The organism is Thermodesulfobacteriota bacterium (genome assembly GCA_040753795.1).
GTDB lineage: Bacteria > Desulfobacterota > Desulfobacteria > Desulfobacterales > Desulfosudaceae > JBFMDX01.
In genome coordinates this window covers 31,500-48,005 of record JBFMDX010000027.1, presented here as the reverse complement: position 1 = coordinate 48,005, position 16,506 = coordinate 31,500, and the positions used below count along the sequence as shown (strand labels likewise).

Genomic DNA, 16,506 nt, shown 5'->3' with positions numbered 1-16,506 from the left:
TGCGGGCGTTGTAAGTGTAGGATGTGACATGACCCAGGGGGTCGGTCTCGGTCAGCAGGTTGTCGTTGGCGTCATAGGTGTAAGACTTGGTCAGTCCCAGGGGGTCGGTCTCGGACAGCTTGTTGCCCTGGCCGTCATAGGTCCAGGCGGTGACATTGCCCGAAGGGTCGGTCTTTTGGGTGACGTTGCCTTTGCCGTCATACTCATAAAGGGTGGTGTGGCCCAGGCGGTCGGTGATCTGCTGGGTATGGTTGGGCAGGTCGAACCCGTAGATGATCCGGTTGCCGTCAGCGTCGATTAAAGCGGTTACCCGTGCCTTGGCGTCGTATTCAAACGAGCCCAGTTTGGTTCCGTCCGGGGCCAGGATCTCCTTTAACACCGGCCGGCCCAGGATGCCCTGGTCATAGCCGTAGGTTGCCAGGGACCGCGCGGCCAGGGGTTCGGACCCGGTCCGGACGACCTTCTCCAGCATGCCGTCCGGGCCGTAGGTGTAGGTGACGGTCCGGCCGAACGAGTCGGTCACGGTTTCTATGCGGTTGCTTGCGTCCCGTTCAAAGGACAGGCTGACCCCGGAAGAGCCGGTGATGCCGCTGGCGCCGTAGGTGACGATATGGCCGTAGACATCGGTCATGCTCTCCAGGCCGGTTGTTTTGTTGACGATGTAGACCGTGCCGTCGGGCCGGGTCAGCTTGAACCGGACGGGGTCGTAAGGGTCGGTTCCGAACTGCAGGAGCTGGTTGTTGATCATCATCAAATGGATGCTGGAGACGTTCAACGCCTCCAGGACGCCTTGCGTGCCCTCCAGGGGAACATAGGCGGCTTGCAGGTTGATGCCGCTGTAGGGGTTCATCAGGCTGGATTTGGGGGTGACGTCCAGCCTGAACTTCAACACCTCCTCGTCCGAGAACCGGATGACCACCACATGGCGGTACTTTTCTATAAGGTAGTAGGTGGTCAGGAACGAGCCGGCGGCCTCCTCGGCCCAGCCCTTATAAAGTTCCCGGGTGGTCATGGGCCTGATGGTCGATGCGGGCAGGCTCCAGCCCGGGCCGAAGTCGCCGCCGGTAACGCGGGAGTCGTAGGTCCGCTCCAGGGCGACGGGCAGGCCCGGCGCGGGAATGGACAGGTCGGTGTTGGGCAGGGTCACGGCCCCGAGTTTGAGGTTGCCGTCCGCCACCAGGCAGCCGGAAGCAACGGCGACGTTGCCGGCCGGGTCTTTGGCGTTGAGAATGATTTCATAAACGCCGTTGGGTTTGGTGGTGGGATCGAACACACCCAGTTCGCCGGAAAAGGTTTTACCGGTTTGCTGGGCGAGGATTTCCCATTTTTCGGTTCCCTGAAGGCGGCAGGCCAGGGTGTACATGACGCCATCCGGGTCGGATATCCGGCCGGTAATCGAATACCGGTCGGTCACGTCCGGGCAGTCGGTTTCATCAAGAACGGCCACGGGGGTGTAAACATCGTATGGGTTTGCGGCCGCGATCGTTACCGAGGCCGTGCCGGTCAGGCCGGAAATATCAAGGGCCGTTGCGGTAGCTATAAAAAAGCCCGCTTGTTGCGGCAGGTAGGTGGCCTGGCCGTTTACCAGAGGGGTCGGGACGCCATTGATCGTCAGTTCCTGGTCGGCAACACCGGCGTTGTCCGTGGCCGTGACCTTAATGACTACCGGGTTGCCGATGATAACTTTATTCGGCGTCGCGGTGACGCGGACAGCAGGCGGCTCGTTATCGATCCCGGTCCAGGGACCGAGGGAGACCGTTAAATCGACGGACGAATCGTGATTGACGATTGTTCCGGCCGCCGGAGTCTGTTCAAGGACGGTTCCCGCCGGCTGGTCGCTGACATATACTTCCTTAATTGTTCCGGGCGTCAGGGTCACGGCATTTAACGCGGCGGTGGCAGCATCATAGGTCAGGCCGCGCACATCCGGAACGGTGACTGTTTTAATGCCCAGAGAAAGGCACATGTCCACTTTTGAAGCGGCGGCCACCACCGTACCGGGCGCCGGGGCCTGGCTGATTATGCTTCCGGCCGCCACTGTATCGCTGAATGCTTCGGTTTCCTGGCCGGGGAAAAGGCCGATGGCGGTAATCTCCGTGATGGCGTCTTTGCGAGTTAAGCCAATGATGTCGGGGACCATAATCGGCGGACTGACCGTGACCTGAACGACATCAACCCCGCTGTCGAGCTGCCCGTCATTTACGATCAACTGGATCATGTAGGTTCCAGCCATGTCGGGAACAAACGAGGGGGCCGGCGTTCCGGCATCGATCAGGGTCGCGAGACTGCCCTCAGGTCGGACGGTTATCTCCCATGAATAGGTCAGCGATTTTCTTTCAGGGTCGCTGGAGGGGCTGCCGTCCAGGTTAACCGTTTCACCTTCAATTATAAGCTGGTCCGTTCCGGCGTCGGCGACAGGCGCCTGATTGCCGACATTGAAGGAAGTAGAGGCCTGATTGTTGGCTTCGTCGGATTCATACAATTTGCCCGTCCCGGAGCCGTCATCATCCGCGCGGACATAAATCGTTGCCAGTCCCTGGACCGGATTGGACCAGTGGAACGTGATGTCTTCATATTGTCCCGGCTGAAGATAGGTTTTTGTCCGCGTCTTCCCCAGGTAAACGCCTCCGTCGGCGGGATCGCCGTTATAAAAGGAAACATCGATGCCAGATGGGATATTCAGAGAACCACCATTGTTGATGCGGGCCGTCAGATCAACCGCGTCCGGCAATCCGGCGGTGTCCAGGCGCATATAACAGGCGGAAATATCCGTACAGCCGGATACCGCGACTGTTTTGTTCTGACGGTAACTGTTGGTTTCTTCCCAACTGTTGGCCTCGATACGGGGAATGGCGCCGTTTTCCTCTATGTTGGTGACGTGGTAACCGTGCTGATTCCAGATTTTGCGAGTAGCGCGCCAGGAATTATCGGCGCTGCCGAAGACCAGGATCCCGTTTCCCGAGGCAGGAGCGGCGTTATCGCATGTCACAACGATTTCGGCGTGATGGTCGTTATCGACATCGGCGATGACCGGCAACGTCTGTTCCGTCGTAGAAGGAACTGCGGTTTGAAAAAGAACGGCGCCGTCGGCCCCCCTGAAAATCTTCATGTAATTATTGTCCTGATGGACGATCTCCACATTCCCGTCACCATCAAGATCAAACGCTGAGGCGCTGGTTCTGTAGTTCTTGGCGTTTATGGGCTGCGTCCATTTGATGGAACCGTCAGGCGCCAGCAGAATAAAATTTGCCGCGCCGGCGACTCCGATTTCCGGTTTTCCGTCATTGTCAAAGTCGGCAATAACCGGCGCGCCGCCGTGTCCGCTTCCAGGGATGGCGGTACTCCATATGACTTCGCCCGTATGTCGCAGCAAATATACAAAGCCTCTGGCTACAGCCACTATCTCGGGGAACGCGTCTTCATCGAAATTGGCAACGGCGGTATATCCGTCTTCTATCCCGGGGTTTTCCCAGTACAGATTCCCATTGGATCTATATGCGGTGTTGCCGACGACGACTTCCGGTTGGCTATCAAGATCGATATTCGCCACCGAAGCGATGTAACCATAGTTTTTCCCTCCTTGTCCGCTCCATTTCAAGGTTCCATCGCAATTAACGACACTTCGGCCGACGATAATTTCAGGTGATCCGTCTTCGTCAATATCGGCTAATGTTATGCCGGGCTTTGGCTGCAAGTCCGCTTTGTAGTGCATCGCCACTTCATACCAGGTCGAGCCCGCCGGGGTAATATCATTAAACTCGATGACTGCCCTATAGCCATTTGCATTTGTGGGTTGTTCATAGATCGAAGCCAGCCCCCCATGCCGGACACTTATCCGGTCCAGGGAAACGGGCGAGTCTATTTGCGCTAAAGGCGGGTTAAGGTCCACATATGATGAAGACGTACAATTAATACAATACCCGCTTGAAGGAGGCCATTGAGGATACCATTCCACGGAGTTCAATATGGTCGGATAATTATTACCACCATGACGACCCGGCTCGCAGAAGTTATAGTTGCGCCACCAGACAGTCCTTCCTTGAATAAAAAGGCGGCTTCTCCCGTCAATAAATGCTTTTACATTAAGTGTAGCGTTATAATTCCAATTAAACGCAATCGGTTCGCTGGTCCATTTCAGTTCGCCGTTGTTTTCAAACGCCAGAACATGGTTGGCATTATCACAGACCAGTATTTCCGGCAGGCCGTCGCCGTCAATATCCCCACAAGCAATCTCGCCTAAACAAAAGCTGTAATTGGTAATATCAAACAGACTTCCGGAGCCGTCGCCGCTGACCGCCCTCAAAATATTTGTTCCGGGCGATCCGGCTGGATGCGACAGAAAAAGGATATCCGGGATATCCTTCGCGCCGACGATCCCGTCGCCATTGTCATCGTTCAGGTTAATAATAACTGGTGTGCTGGTAACTTGGTTATAAGATGAGGCAACCGCGCCGCTTCCATCCCATGACCATTTAAGCACTGGGTTAATGCTGCCAACCGGCAAGGGAATATCACAGTTGGTCATGGTATTGATGATATTATTGTTTTCAATTGTTTCCAGAACGGCATTCCCGCTGTCCACAAATACAAATATCCGATTCCCTTTAAACAACATTTTTCCGTTAACCGGAACGGATACGATAAGGGAGCCGTTCCCCGAAGGTTCATTCTCAATCGTCTCCGTACCGATCACATTGTCACTGGCCGGATCAAGAAGCCCATTACTGTTGATGTCTTCAAATAAAGTAACGGCATAAGCGCCTTCAACGGCTTTGTTGCCCCTGTTTTGGATATCCACCGCTATGACGCCGGTGATGGAAAGCGTTTGCCCGTCGACCGCACAGCCGGACAGGTCCATCGCAACAGGAGTTAAATCCGTATCCGCCACGTTTATGGTAGCGGTTGCCGTTACCGTTCCCCCGGGTCCCGTGACTGTTATCGTGTAGGTCGTTGTCTGGGCCGGGCTTACGGTTATGTTCCCGGCCATATCCACCGGCCCGATATCCGGAGATATCAGGCAGGAGTCGGCCAGATAAGATTCCCACTTGAGAGTGGCTGAGTGGCCGGGAAGAATGGTTTCAGGTTCCACGGAAAAAGAGACATAAGGCAGCAGGGTATCAACAGTCACGGTCACGTTTGCCGAAGCTGTTCCCCCGGTTCCGGTCGCGGTAATCGTATAGGCGGTGGTTTGAAAAGGCGTTACCTCTATGGAACCGTTGGGGGCGACAACCCCTATATCAGGCGTGATTTCACAGGCGTTGGCATAGGTCGAGGTCCAGGAAAGGACGGCCGCGCCACCCTGGAAAATAATATTTGGTTCAGCAATAAGGTTGACAGCCGGTTGCGGGTTAGTAACCGTTACCGTGGCGCTGGCTGAAGTTGTTCCGCCCGGACCAGTGGAGATGATCGTGTATGTAGTCGTTTGCTTTGGTTTAAGAATATTGGTACCGGATAAAGGAAGGTCCATTTCAGAGGTGGAACCGTCGGCCAAGACCTGTCGACCAATGACGGAGTCTGTGTTGGTTGTGGTCCAGGTGAGGGTAAACGATTCTCCGGCGATGATGGACGAGGGCGAAGCGGTTACCGTTGAAGTCGGCAGGGGAATAACCTCAACCGTGACGGAGGCTGTCTCGATGCCTCCTATACCGGTGGCTGTCAGGGTATAGGTCGTGGTGGTTTCGGGAGTAACTTGCAGAGTGCCGTTTAAAACCACGTCCCCGATATCCGTTCCCGGTGAACAGGCCAGATAGCAACTTACGGCATTGTTCGAAGTCCAGGTCAGGGTTGAGGCTTGTCCCTGAAGGATAACAACCGGTTCGGCCTGTAAAGCGGCGCTGGGGAAAATGGCTTCATGAAGCACTTCAATTTCAAGAAAAGTGCCCGGCTTGCTGGAAAGCTCTACCCGGAGATCATTAGAAGCCTCCAGATCTACCGGGTACTCCATCAGATACTTTCCCTGTTTAAAATCATCTGTGGTGCATATTTTCACGCCGTTAAAAGTAATAACGCCGCTGGTTACCCGGTTCTGGTCGGCCTCCGTGCCGTTGTGGATAACCAGCCGTCCAACTATATTAGGGGCTGAAAAAGTATCATTATAAACATTGGTAGCGCCGGTCGTGCGTTTGTAAATCTGCGGACCAAAAGCGGTAGTGTAAACAACTTCATGAACCACTTCGATTTCAAGGAAGGTGTCCGGTTTGCTGGAAAGCTCAACCTTGATGGTGTTGGTGGCGGCAAGTTCAACCGGGCACTCTAACAAATAGATATCTTGCTTGAAATTTTCCGGGGCGAACACTTCGACGCCGTTAACGGTAATAACAGCGCTGGTTACCCGGTGCTGGCCATCATCGGTGCCGTTACGAATGATTAGCCGCCCTTGGATTTCAGGGGCTGAAAACGTATCATTATAAATATTGGGGGAGCCGGTCGTGCGTTTACAAACCTGCGGGCCGAAAGCGGTAACTTCCGTTGCAAACAGGTTTTGGGAACAAAGGCAGGCAGCGAACAGCAGCAGGCAAACGAAGATTTTTCTCAAGGTGTCCCCCCGAATAAATCGCCATCGTATGCCAGGGCATACACCGGCTAATTTATCCCCGTCATGGGAAGCAAAAATCTTCCTCCCTGAAAACGTAAAGTTACTTAAAACGTCTTTTTATCGAGATTTGCAGACCGGTTTAGAACCGGTACACAGGCATTTGGCTGAGAAAACTACCGCGAAAAAGGAATGATAATAATGCTTCTCAAATTCTGCCTGCCCCTTCCCCGAACAAAAAAAGCCGGATCATCTTATCGGGAAAAGACAATCCGGCTTAATATTTATGCCCCCTCATGGCGGCCCGGCTGTCTTTCTTTCAAAAGACCCGTTGCTTTCCGTCCCCCGGTCACCCGAGGTTTGGTTTTAGCATGAGCATGATTTAATGCTTACAAATGCACCGGGTATTATTGAATGTCAATACAAAATATGAATTGCCAGAAAAAAACGAGAGATGATATATTAAAAAAAATTGCAATGATTCAACCGCAGGGAGAAAAGATGAAAAACATCATACTGCTGACAGCGGCGGCCGGCATCTTGATCCTTCTTGCCGGCAACGGTTCTGCCCAGGATTTTGTTCTGAGCAGTAAAGAAATGAAGAAGCAGCTTACCGAAGACCAGGTCTATTCCGGGTTTGGCTGCACCGGCAAAAACATTTCCCCGTCGCTGTCCTGGGCCGGCGCGCCGACGGAGACGAAAAGTTTCGCCATTACCGTTTTTGATCCCGACGCCCGAAAGGGCCGGGGCTGGTGGCACTGGCTTATATTCAATATTCCGGCCGGCATTCAAGAGCTGTCGGCGGACGCGGGCAATATGGAGAAAAACCTGGTTCCGGAAGGATGCGTCCAGAGCGTGACCGACTTCGGGAAGCCGGGTTTCGGCGGCGCCTGCCCTCCCATAGGCGAAATACCGCACCGGTATATCTTCACCGTTTATGCCCTGGCTGTCGAAAAACTGGATCTGAATGAGAACGCTTCGCCCAGGAAAGTGGAATCAGCCCTGGAAAAACATGCCCTGTCCAGAGCCGCTCTGATGTCTTATTACGGGCGGTAATTCTATTCTTCTTCCTTGAGCCGCAGGATCCGTTCATAGATTTGCCGGCGGGGGATACCGTATTTCGCGGACAGAGCAGCGGCCAGTTCCGACGCGCCGCAGGAAGCGTGTTCCAGTTCCCGCCGGAGCCGCTCGCTGTCCAACTCCTCTTTTCCTCCGGCATTGCCCGCCACCAGCAGGGTCATCTCCCCCTTGACGGCGTCTCGCCGCTCCAGGTTTTGCAGGATCGCGGACAAACGGCCGCGCAGGAATTCCTCGTAGGGCTTGGTCATCTCCCGGCAGAGAACGGCGTCCCGGTCGCCCAGTACGGCGATCAGCTCCCGCAGGGTGTCGACTATCCGCTGGGGAGATTCGAAAAAGATCAGGGTGGCGGCCAGCTCCGCCAGCACCGTCAGGCGACTTTCCCGCTTGCCTTTTTTCTTCGGCAGAAACCCCTCAAAGAAAAACGCGTCCGTGGGCAAGCCGCCCGCCGCCAGGGCGCAGGTCACGGCGGAAACGCCCGGCACCGGCACCACGGCAATCCCCTTTTCAACGGCATGCCTGACCAGGTTGTACCCGGGATCGGAAACCGTGGGCGTGCCGGCGTCCGACACCAGCGCCACCGACTCGCCCCGCGACAGCCGGCCGGTCAATTCCTCCAGCCGCCGGCGCTCGTTGTGTTCATGGCAGGAGACCAGGCGACCGCCGGCCTCGATGCCGTGAAAGAGCAGCAACCGGCCCGTCTCCCGGGTGTCCTCCGAGGCGATGACATCCGCCTCCCGCAGGATCTTCAGCGCCCGCAGGGTGATATCCTCATAATTGCCGATGGGGCAGGCAACGATATAAAGGCCGGACAGGGCCATCTGACGACATGCTCCCTATTGTTTATGTTTCTTTTCTATTGATATTTATCAGAGCGGTTTGATATTTACAAACGAACTGTGTTGACCCTTGTGTCCGTTTTGACCTGGAGCAGGCAAATAATGAGCAGAAAACGATCGCGTAAAACCCTGTCGGGCCTTTTGTGGAAACAGCTGACATCCGTGCGGCTGACCGTGGCGGTCCTCCTGACCATCGCCGCTGCCGCCGTCATCGGCACCCTGATTCCTCAAAACCAGCCGCCGGATTACTACCGGGAATATTTCGGCGAGCGGCTGTATCCGGTCATGGCCCGACTCGACCTTCCGGACATGTACCACTCCCTCTGGTTCCAGACCCTGATCCTGCTGCTGGCCGCCAACATTATCGCCTGTTCCCTGGACCGCATCAAGGGCGTCCTGAAAATCGTCTTCGAAAAAAAACCAACCTGGTCCCCATCGGCTTTCGGCCGGTCAAGCGCCGCCGAAGCGGTCATCATCGACGCCCCGGTTTCCGCGCTGCGCGGCCCTTGCCGGGACTTTTTCAACCGGAAATTTTCCCGGATCGACGAGCAGGAGACCGACGAAGGCGTCTTCCTGTTCGCCGAAAACGGCCGGTTTTCCCGGCTGGGGGTCTACGTCGTGCATTTGAGCGTTCTGCTGCTGCTGGCCGGGGCGCTGATCGGCTCGCTGTTCGGTTTTGACGGCTATATCAACCTGCCCGAAGGCGAATCCACAAATCATATCTTCCTGAGCGGTTCCGATAAAAAGCATGACCTGGGTTTCACCCTGCGCTGCGACGCCTTTGACGTCTCTTTCTATGAAACCGGTGAACCGAAAGAGTACCGGTCCGACCTGGCCATCCTGGAAAATGAACGGGAAATCATAAAAAAGTACATCCGGGTCAACCAGCCGCTCCGGTTCCGGGGAGTCAACATTTTTCAGTCCAGCTACGGCACCGCCTCCGCCAGGGATATCGCCGTGACGTTTACCAGCCGCAAATCCGGCATGGAATATCAGCGCACGATCAATATCGGGGAGCCCGTAACCATTCCCGAGGGACTGGGCGTATTCACCGCCGAACGCTTTTTAAGCAACTACCTTTTCCAGGGCGGGCACAACATCGGCGAAACCCTGATCGGCACCCTGGAACAGGGCGAGCACCGGGAAATGGTGGCCCTGCCCCTGCGTTTTGCCGCCTTTGACAAGATGCGGCAAGGCGACGTCATTATCGCGGTGACCGGGCTTGAGCGGGTTTATTTTACCGGCCTGCAGGTGAACAAGGACCCGGGCGTCCCGTTAGTTTATGCCGGGTTCCTGCTGATTATCGCCGGCATTTACGTCACCTTCTTTCTGTCTCACCGGAAATGGTGCGTCCGGCTGACCGCCACGGGGGATAAAACCGAGGTGACGGTCTTTTTCAAAGCCAACAAAAACCAGCCGGCGGCCCGGCAAAAGGCCCAGGCGATGACCAAAAAACTGGCACGATTAAAGGCCACCGTTTAGATATTGGAGCAATCAGGATGGATAGCGGACTGTTATTATCGATAGCGACTTTTGCCTACGCTCTGGCGGTAGCCTGTTACGTGGCGGGCTTTGCCTTCAAATTTCCCCCGGCCGGCAAGGCCGGAACAGCGGTTACCGGGGCAGCGGCACTGGTCAATCTGGCTGGCATCATCATGCGCTGGGTCGAATCCCACCGCCTGGGGATCGGCCACGCGCCCCTGTCCAATCTTTACGAGTCGCTGGTGTTCTTCGCCTTTGCCATCGGCCTGGTCTATTTGATCATGGAAAGGAAATTCCGCACCCGGGCCTTCGGCGCCGTCGCTGTCCTGCCGGCATTCATCGCCCTGGCCTACGCTTCCCTCTCGCCGGACATGGACCAGCAGATCAAACCGCTGATTCCCGCCCTGCAGAGCAACTGGCTGACCGCCCATGTTATCAGCTGTTTTCTCGGATACGCCGCCTTTGCCGTGGCCTTCGGGATCAGCCTGCTCTATATCGTTCTGGCAAAAAACCGGGAACCCCGGGGCGATGAACCGGCGGCCGGTTCCCTGATCCCGCCCGCCGACGTGTTGGATGACCTGATTTACCAGACCGTCATCTTCGGCTTCTTCTTCCTCTCCATCGGCATCATCACCGGCGCGGTCTGGGCCAACACCGCCTGGGGCCGCTACTGGGGCTGGGACCCCAAGGAGACCTGGTCCCTGATCACCTGGTTCATTTACGCCACCCTCCTTCACGCCCGGCTGATCCGGGGCTGGCAGGGCAAAACCATCGCCTGGATATCCGTTGCCGGTTTCGCGGCCGTCATCTTCACCTATTTCGGCGTCAACCTGCTTCCCGGGCTGCACAGCTACCAGTAGGAGACGGAGCAACCGTGTATAAAGGGGAGCGGTTTAACAGCATCAGTCATCTGATCGGAGCGGCCGTAGCGCTTGCCGGGGTGGTCCTGCTGGTGGTGGCGGCGTCGCGCCTGGGCGACCCGTGGAAAATTGTCAGCTTCAGCGTATACGGAGCCACCCTGCTGATTCTGTATACTTTTTCAGCCCTGTATCACAGCCTGAGGGGAAAGGCGAAAACCGTTTTCCGCAAGCTTGACCATCTTTCAATCTATCTGCTGATCGCGGGCACCTATACCCCGCTTACCCTGATCACCCTTCGCGGCGTCTGGGGCTGGTCGCTCTTCGGCGTCGTCTGGGGGCTTGCCGTTCTGGGCATCGTTCTGGATTTATTTCCTCAAAAGGGAGCGCGCATCCTGCCCGTGATCATTTACCTCGTCATGGGCTGGCTGGCATTGGCGGCTTTCAAACCGCTCCTGCTGGCCTTGCCCCGGCCGGGGTTTGTCCTGCTCCTGGCAGGCGGCCTGTTTTATACCCTGGGGGTGATTTTTTTCGCGCTTGAAGACAGAATGCGTCATTCACATGGCGTCTGGCACCTGTTCGTGCTGGCCGGCAGCCTCTGCCACTATTTCACGGTTCTGGTTTATGTGCTTTGAGCCCTCTCGGAATCTGAAAAACCGGAGACGCCTCAGCGGACGAGGAAGCCGTAGTGGAAGGACTTAACCTTCCAGGGCATGCCGATAGACGACCCGCCGGTCGCCCCTACGTATATCCCATGTTGCAGGGGCACGGCGCGCCGTGCCCCTACCGCCCGGACGGCAACGCCTCAACGACCAGCCGGCTCAGTTTTTCCAGCGCCCTGTTCTCCGCCTCCACCAGGCTCTGGTAATCGTCACCACTGGTCTTTTCCTCGATGACGGAACTGTTGACGACCAGGTCATCGCTGCCGGACGTCCGGACCATCCAGGTCACGTTCAGAGCCACCGTCCCGCCCAGGGCGCCGTCAAACTGATGCACGTCAAATTCAACGCGATAGCGGGGCGCGAACTCCTGGGGCCAGGGGTGCCGTAGAAAAAGGCCCGAGCCGCAAAGCTGACGGATGTTGTTCGTCATGACGAGCAGAAAGTCCTCGCTCAGATCTCCTCCCCAGCGATGGAACTCGGCCAGGGCCACTTTGTTGGGCGTTGTCCGGCTGACGATCTGGGGCCGGTCGATCAGTTTGGAAAACCGGACGGGACCGATGCCGATACGGATACCCGTGAAATCTTTCCCCGCGGGCGACAGCTGACCGGCCGGCTGCGGGGACAGGGTGTAGTAGGTAACCGGCCGGGTTCTTACACAACCGATCATGCCGACGATCGCTATTAACAGCACGGTCAAAAACGTCAGTTCCGATCGTATCTTCATTTCGTTTCTCCTTTCCCGTAAATCAGGGCTTCCGGGTGTCTTTCCAGATAATCCGCCAGCATCCGCAGGGCCTGGGCCGTATTGGTCAGTTCTTCCAGCGTTTGTCGCGCGTTCTGATTGAAGGTGGAGTCCTCACCGAAGGATGTCTGGATCTCAACCAGTGTTTTCGTGGTCTGCCGCAGCATGGCGGCGGCTTCCGGCGCGACCTCCGTGTTCACCCGCCGGGTCAGTTCTTCCAGAACCTCAATGGTCTCACTCAGGTTTTTCACCACCGCCCGGAGATCCTGCCCGATTTCCGTAAAAGGCACTTTCTCAATGCCCGCCAGCAACTGTTTCAACACGGCCAACAATTCATCCAGCGACTTGGGTATAGAGGGCAGGCGGGGATATTCCCCGTCCCAGCGCATGGCGTCGGGGGGGGCATCGGGATGAAATTCAAGGTCGACAAACAGTTTACCGGTCAGGATATTGCCGGTTTTCAGTTGCGCCCGGAAACCTTTGGCCACCAGGGAATCGATAAATTTACGATATTCGGTTTCATTGTCTATCAACTCTTTTCCCAGCAACCGTTCCGGTTCCGCCTCGACCAGCACGGCGATAACAATATCCGAACCGGTTTCTTTCCCCACCCGGCAGACAATGTCCAGAACCCGTCCGACCTGCAGGCCCCGGAACTCCACCGGCGCGCCCACGGTCAGCCCCCGGACGGATCCGCCAAACTCCACCATCCAGTACCGTTTCGCCTGATACTGCTGGGACATGGCCGTCTGGCGGGAGTCAAACAGGGAGAAAATGTGATTGTTCTCAGCCAGTTCATCGCTGTCCAGGGCCATCGGGCTGTCAAAAGCGATGCCGCCCATCAGGATGGTGGCCAGAGACTGGGAGTCAACCGTCAACCCGTTGGCATCCACGGACAGGTCAAAACCGCCGGCGTTCCAGAAACGGGTATTCTGACGAATAAACTGATGATAGGGGTCATTAACGAAAATCCGGATCTCGACGTACCGGCCCTCCTTATCCATTTCGTAACTTTCCACCTGCCCGACTTCGATCTGCCGGTAATATATCGGGGAGCCGGCGCTCAGCGACCCCAGCCTGTCCGCCCGCAGCACATAGTGCCGGCCGGGAAGATCCATGGTCACCACCGGCGGCGCTTCCAGGCCCTTAAACGTCCGGTCCGGTTCGCCTTCTTTGACCGGATCGATGGCGATGTAAGCCCCGCCCAGAAGCGTTCCCAGCCCGGAAATTTCACTGGCGCTGACCCGGGCTCGGACGACCCAGAACCGGGTCTTCCGGGTCAAATACGGTTTCAGCTCCTTGTTCAGTTCAGCCGTGACCAGCACTCTGGACAGGTCTTCATCCAGCACGATGGATTCGACCAGGCCCACCTCGACATCCTTGTAGCGGATTTTGGTCTTGCCGGCCTCCAGGCCCTCGGCGCTTTTGAAAGCAATCGTTACGGTCGGCCCTTTTTCCGTCAGCCCTTTAAAGACCAGCCAGCCGCCGATCAACATAGCAATAAGGGGAACAACCCAGACAATGGAAAACGGACTCTTTTTGCGGATCTCCGCTTCCGGCGCATCGACCGGAAGGCCGGCACCACTGAAATTTTCATTCATGGGACTCATCCTCCATATTATCCCAGATCAGTCTTGGATCAAAACTCATCGAGGCCAGGATGGTGATCACCACCACCGCCGCGAAATAAATGGTCGCCGGGCCGGCCTTGAAATCGGCCAGCCCTTCCAGTTTGATCAGCGCCGCCATGATGGCGATCACAAAGATATCCACCATGGACCAGCGGCCGATCATCTCGATCAACCGGTAAAGACGGGTCCGGTCCAGGGGGCGCCACTGCCACTTCCACTGGACCGAAACCAGTAAAAAGACCAGAATCAGAATTTTCATCATCGGGACCAGCACGCTGGCGATAAAAATCACCAGGGCGATGTGCCATGATCCGGACTGAATAAAATAGATCACCCCGCTGAGAATGGTGTCCCCGTGGGAACTGCCCATGGCGCCGGTGATGGAGATCGGCAGCACATTGGCCGGGATATAAAGAATCAGGGCCGTGATGACCAGGGCCCACGTCCGCTGGATGCTGCCGGGCCGACGCTGATGGATCGTCGCTCCGCACCGGGGGCAGCCGGCGACTCCTTCCGCGGCGGTGCGGGGCAGACGGACCAGCAGGCCGCATCGATGGCATCCGGCCATGGACAGGTTTTTGGCGGTTTTCGGCTGTTCCATCATCCCTCCCCCGCCCGTTTCCACAGATCCCGGCTGTCAAATGTTCCGGCGCCGGCAGCCACGACAAAAATCAGCGCGAAAAAAGCGTACAACGAGGTTCCCGGAATCACCGTCACCATTTTCACCAGCTTGACCACGGACACCAGGATGCCCAGCATATATACCTCCATCATCCCCCAGGGCCTGATGACTTCCAGGAAATGCATCAGGGGGATCATTTTCCAGGGTCGACGGTTCAGTGTTAACGGAAAAAGGATATGGAGTTTGACCAGCAGTTCACAAAGAGGAAACAGAACGGTGGTAAAAAGCACCAGTAAAGCGACCGCGCCATAACCTCCTTCATACAGGGCGCGGACACCACCCAGCAGCGTGGTGGCCTGATAGATGCCTTCTTTCTTTATCGCCAGCAGGGGGTAGACATTGGCGATAACAAACAGTGTCAGTCCCGTCACTGTCAGGGCCAGGCTGCGGTTCAGGCTGTCAGGCTTGCGGCTGAACAGGACGCTGCCGCAGCGACGGCACACGGCGGAGCGGCCCTCGGGAACGGGACCGACGTGATTGACCAGATCGCATTCATGACAGGCCAGAAACTGCCCCTGGTTGATCTGATGATTGTTCCTGTGTGCTGTTATGCTTTTCATGCCGCCGCCGGCGTTATTGACGTTGCTGCAGGATACCGTCGTGACTGGCAGGAAACCGGTTTTCAGACTGCGTTAGCCGCGGTTACCCCGTATTTCCCGTGTTGTTATTATCATTTTCCCGGCGATATTGACAAGTTAATTAAATGTTAGCGTCGATAAGAAAAAAACAAGGCCCGGCCTACGACTCATCCTGGCGGGCCAGGAACACTTTGAACTCAAGATCGTAAATATAAAGCAGGACCATGGTGATACCGAACACCAGCGGTCCGTAAAGGATCCCGGTCAGGCCGAAATAGCTGATCCCCCCCAGGATGGAGAAAAAAATCAGCACGGTACTCATGCCGGCACCGCCGCTCATGAACAGGGGGCGGACGAGATTGTCGATCATGCCGACGACAAGAACGCACCATAGGGTCATGAACAGAGCATACCCCCAGTGTCCGGAAACCAGCAGAAATCCGGCCGCCGGTACCCAGACCAGGGCTGTTCCCACGACCGGAATCAGCGAGGCAAAGGCCATGACCGCTCCCCAGAAAAATCCGGGCAGCCCGCAGATCGCGAAGGCCGTTCCGCCGGCGGCCCCCTGGGCCAGGGCGGTCACCAGGCTGCCCAATAAGGCCGAACGGGCCACGTCCTTGATTTTATTGGCCAGTATCTTTTCATGTTCGGTCGACAGCGGGATCAGGTGAAGGACATAATCGATAATCCGCTTTCGATCCTTGACCGCGAAAAAAAAGACAAACACCATGATGAAAAATTTACCGGCCGCCAGAGAAATATTGCCGATGAAATAACCGCCCTTGCTGACCAGCCATTTACCCGCCGACGAAGACACCTGCATGGCCGCGGATCCCAGATCGATGTTTTCCAGAATATTGCCCGGCAGATACTGGTTGGCCAGGGCCATCACCCGGGTAATCAGCGGGCTGTCCATGACCCGGTTCAGATTGCCCGCCGCGATCCAGTGTTGAATAGCGCTGACGGAATGGATACCCTGCCGGATGACCAGAGACAGAAGAATCACCGCCGGCACGACGATCACTATAATCAACAGAAAGCAGGAGGCCAGCGCCGCCAGATTCTCTTTCCCCCGGAATCGTTTCAGCAGCCAGGTGTTGACCGGACTGGTCAAGGCCGCCAGAATCAGGGCGATGATCACCGGGTCGATATACGGTTTCATGATCTGCCAGCAGAAAAACAGCGCCACCACGATAAGAAAAACCAGAAAATAGTGACCGATGTTGAACTGCCTGATCGGGTTAGGCGCATCCGTCATAAAAACCCTCCTCTTTAATAATAACGGCACGGTCCGGCTGTTCCGGGGTACGGTGCCGGGCACATCGATTTTCTCCCGGAGATCGGGACGGAGTATTGATGAGTGTGCATATCACATTATATTTATTGACACAATAACGACCTTTTGATACCAGATAACAGATCAC

At 56.3% G+C, this 16,506-nt stretch carries 11 protein-coding genes and 1 riboswitch; of the genes, 4 read left to right on the top strand and 7 right to left on the bottom strand.

Annotation, left to right across the window (positions count from 1 at the left end; all coding sequences use genetic code 11):
• On the bottom strand, nt 1-6,535 hold a 6,535-nt coding region (locus AB1724_19375; protein ID MEW6079978.1), incomplete at its 3' end, for a PASTA domain-containing protein.
• A gap of 292 nt (nt 6,536-6,827) precedes the next feature.
• A riboswitch (cyclic di-GMP riboswitch) is annotated at nt 6,828-6,907 on the bottom strand.
• Between the two features lie 126 nt (nt 6,908-7,033).
• Between AB1724_19375 and AB1724_19370 the strand changes: the two genes are divergently transcribed.
• Nucleotides 7,034-7,588 (top strand): YbhB/YbcL family Raf kinase inhibitor-like protein, encoded by a 555-nt coding sequence (locus AB1724_19370; GenBank protein MEW6079977.1) that lies wholly within the window; start codon nt 7,034-7,036, stop codon nt 7,586-7,588.
• Nucleotides 7,589-7,590: 2 nt separating this feature from the next.
• Here the strand turns inward: AB1724_19370 and rsmI are convergent, their stop codons facing one another.
• On the bottom strand, nt 7,591-8,430 hold the full coding sequence (gene rsmI, locus AB1724_19365; protein MEW6079976.1) for a 16S rRNA (cytidine(1402)-2'-O)-methyltransferase: 840 nt from the start codon (nt 8,428-8,430) through the stop codon (nt 7,591-7,593).
• A gap of 120 nt (nt 8,431-8,550) precedes the next feature.
• On the opposite strand from rsmI, the gene AB1724_19360 reads away from it, so the two are divergent.
• The 3 genes from AB1724_19360 to AB1724_19350 are packed head-to-tail and all read left to right on the top strand — an operon-like array spanning nt 8,551 to nt 11,422.
• Entirely contained in the window at nt 8,551-9,930 is a 1,380-nt protein-coding gene (locus AB1724_19360; protein MEW6079975.1) for a cytochrome c biogenesis protein ResB, read from the top strand.
• A gap of 17 nt (nt 9,931-9,947) precedes the next feature.
• Nucleotides 9,948-10,790: a c-type cytochrome biogenesis protein CcsB gene (gene ccsB / locus AB1724_19355; protein ID MEW6079974.1), complete on the top strand. Its 843-nt coding sequence runs from the start codon at nt 9,948-9,950 to the stop codon at nt 10,788-10,790.
• Nucleotides 10,791-10,804: 14 nt separating this feature from the next.
• Nucleotides 10,805-11,422, top strand: coding sequence for a hemolysin III family protein (locus AB1724_19350; GenBank protein MEW6079973.1), 618 nt, complete (start codon nt 10,805-10,807; stop codon nt 11,420-11,422).
• Between the two features lie 148 nt (nt 11,423-11,570).
• Here the strand turns inward: AB1724_19350 and AB1724_19345 are convergent, their stop codons facing one another.
• The 5 genes from AB1724_19345 to AB1724_19325 all read right to left on the bottom strand — a co-directional run bounded on the left by AB1724_19345 (nt 11,571) and on the right by AB1724_19325 (nt 16,340).
• Complete coding sequence (locus AB1724_19345) at nt 11,571-12,173, bottom strand: PqiC family protein (protein MEW6079972.1); 603 nt, start codon at nt 12,171-12,173, stop codon at nt 11,571-11,573.
• Nucleotides 12,170-13,792 carry an MlaD family protein gene (locus AB1724_19340; GenBank protein ID MEW6079971.1) on the bottom strand — a complete coding sequence of 541 codons (1,623 nt, stop codon included), beginning with the start codon at nt 13,790-13,792 and terminating at the stop codon, nt 12,170-12,172. Before AB1724_19340 ends, AB1724_19345 begins: the two co-directional genes overlap by 4 nt.
• Nucleotides 13,785-14,426 carry a paraquat-inducible protein A gene (locus tag AB1724_19335; GenBank protein ID MEW6079970.1) on the bottom strand — a complete coding sequence of 214 codons (642 nt, stop codon included), beginning with the start codon at nt 14,424-14,426 and terminating at the stop codon, nt 13,785-13,787. The genes AB1724_19340 and AB1724_19335 overlap by 8 nt, the downstream gene beginning before the upstream one ends.
• The gene (locus AB1724_19330; protein ID MEW6079969.1) at nt 14,423-15,064 is read right to left on the bottom strand and encodes a paraquat-inducible protein A; all 642 of its coding nucleotides are present in this window, start codon (nt 15,062-15,064) and stop codon (nt 14,423-14,425) included. Before AB1724_19330 ends, AB1724_19335 begins: the two co-directional genes overlap by 4 nt.
• 178 nt (nt 15,065-15,242) lie before the next feature.
• Nucleotides 15,243-16,340 (bottom strand): AI-2E family transporter, encoded by a 1,098-nt coding sequence (locus AB1724_19325; protein MEW6079968.1) that lies wholly within the window; start codon nt 16,338-16,340, stop codon nt 15,243-15,245.
• Nucleotides 16,341-16,506: the final 166 nt, after the last annotated feature.

Excerpts from the sequence above, each read along its gene's own strand:
- AB1724_19330 (MEW6079969.1), bottom strand. The coding sequence starts at position 15,064 with ATGAAAAGCATAACAGCACACAGGAACAATCATCAGATCAACCAGGGG.
- AB1724_19345 (MEW6079972.1), bottom strand. The coding sequence starts at position 12,173 with ATGAAGATACGATCGGAACTGACGTTTTTGACCGTGCTGTTAATAGCG.
- AB1724_19335 (MEW6079970.1), bottom strand. The coding sequence starts at position 14,426 with ATGATGGAACAGCCGAAAACCGCCAAAAACCTGTCCATGGCCGGATGC.
- rsmI (MEW6079976.1), bottom strand. The coding sequence starts at position 8,430 with ATGGCCCTGTCCGGCCTTTATATCGTTGCCTGCCCCATCGGCAATTAT.
- ccsB (MEW6079974.1), top strand. The coding sequence starts at position 9,948 with ATGGATAGCGGACTGTTATTATCGATAGCGACTTTTGCCTACGCTCTG.
- AB1724_19340 (MEW6079971.1), bottom strand. The coding sequence starts at position 13,792 with ATGAATGAAAATTTCAGTGGTGCCGGCCTTCCGGTCGATGCGCCGGAA.
- AB1724_19370 (MEW6079977.1), top strand. The coding sequence starts at position 7,034 with ATGAAAAACATCATACTGCTGACAGCGGCGGCCGGCATCTTGATCCTT.
- AB1724_19360 (MEW6079975.1), top strand. The coding sequence starts at position 8,551 with ATGAGCAGAAAACGATCGCGTAAAACCCTGTCGGGCCTTTTGTGGAAA.
- AB1724_19325 (MEW6079968.1), bottom strand. The coding sequence starts at position 16,340 with ATGACGGATGCGCCTAACCCGATCAGGCAGTTCAACATCGGTCACTAT.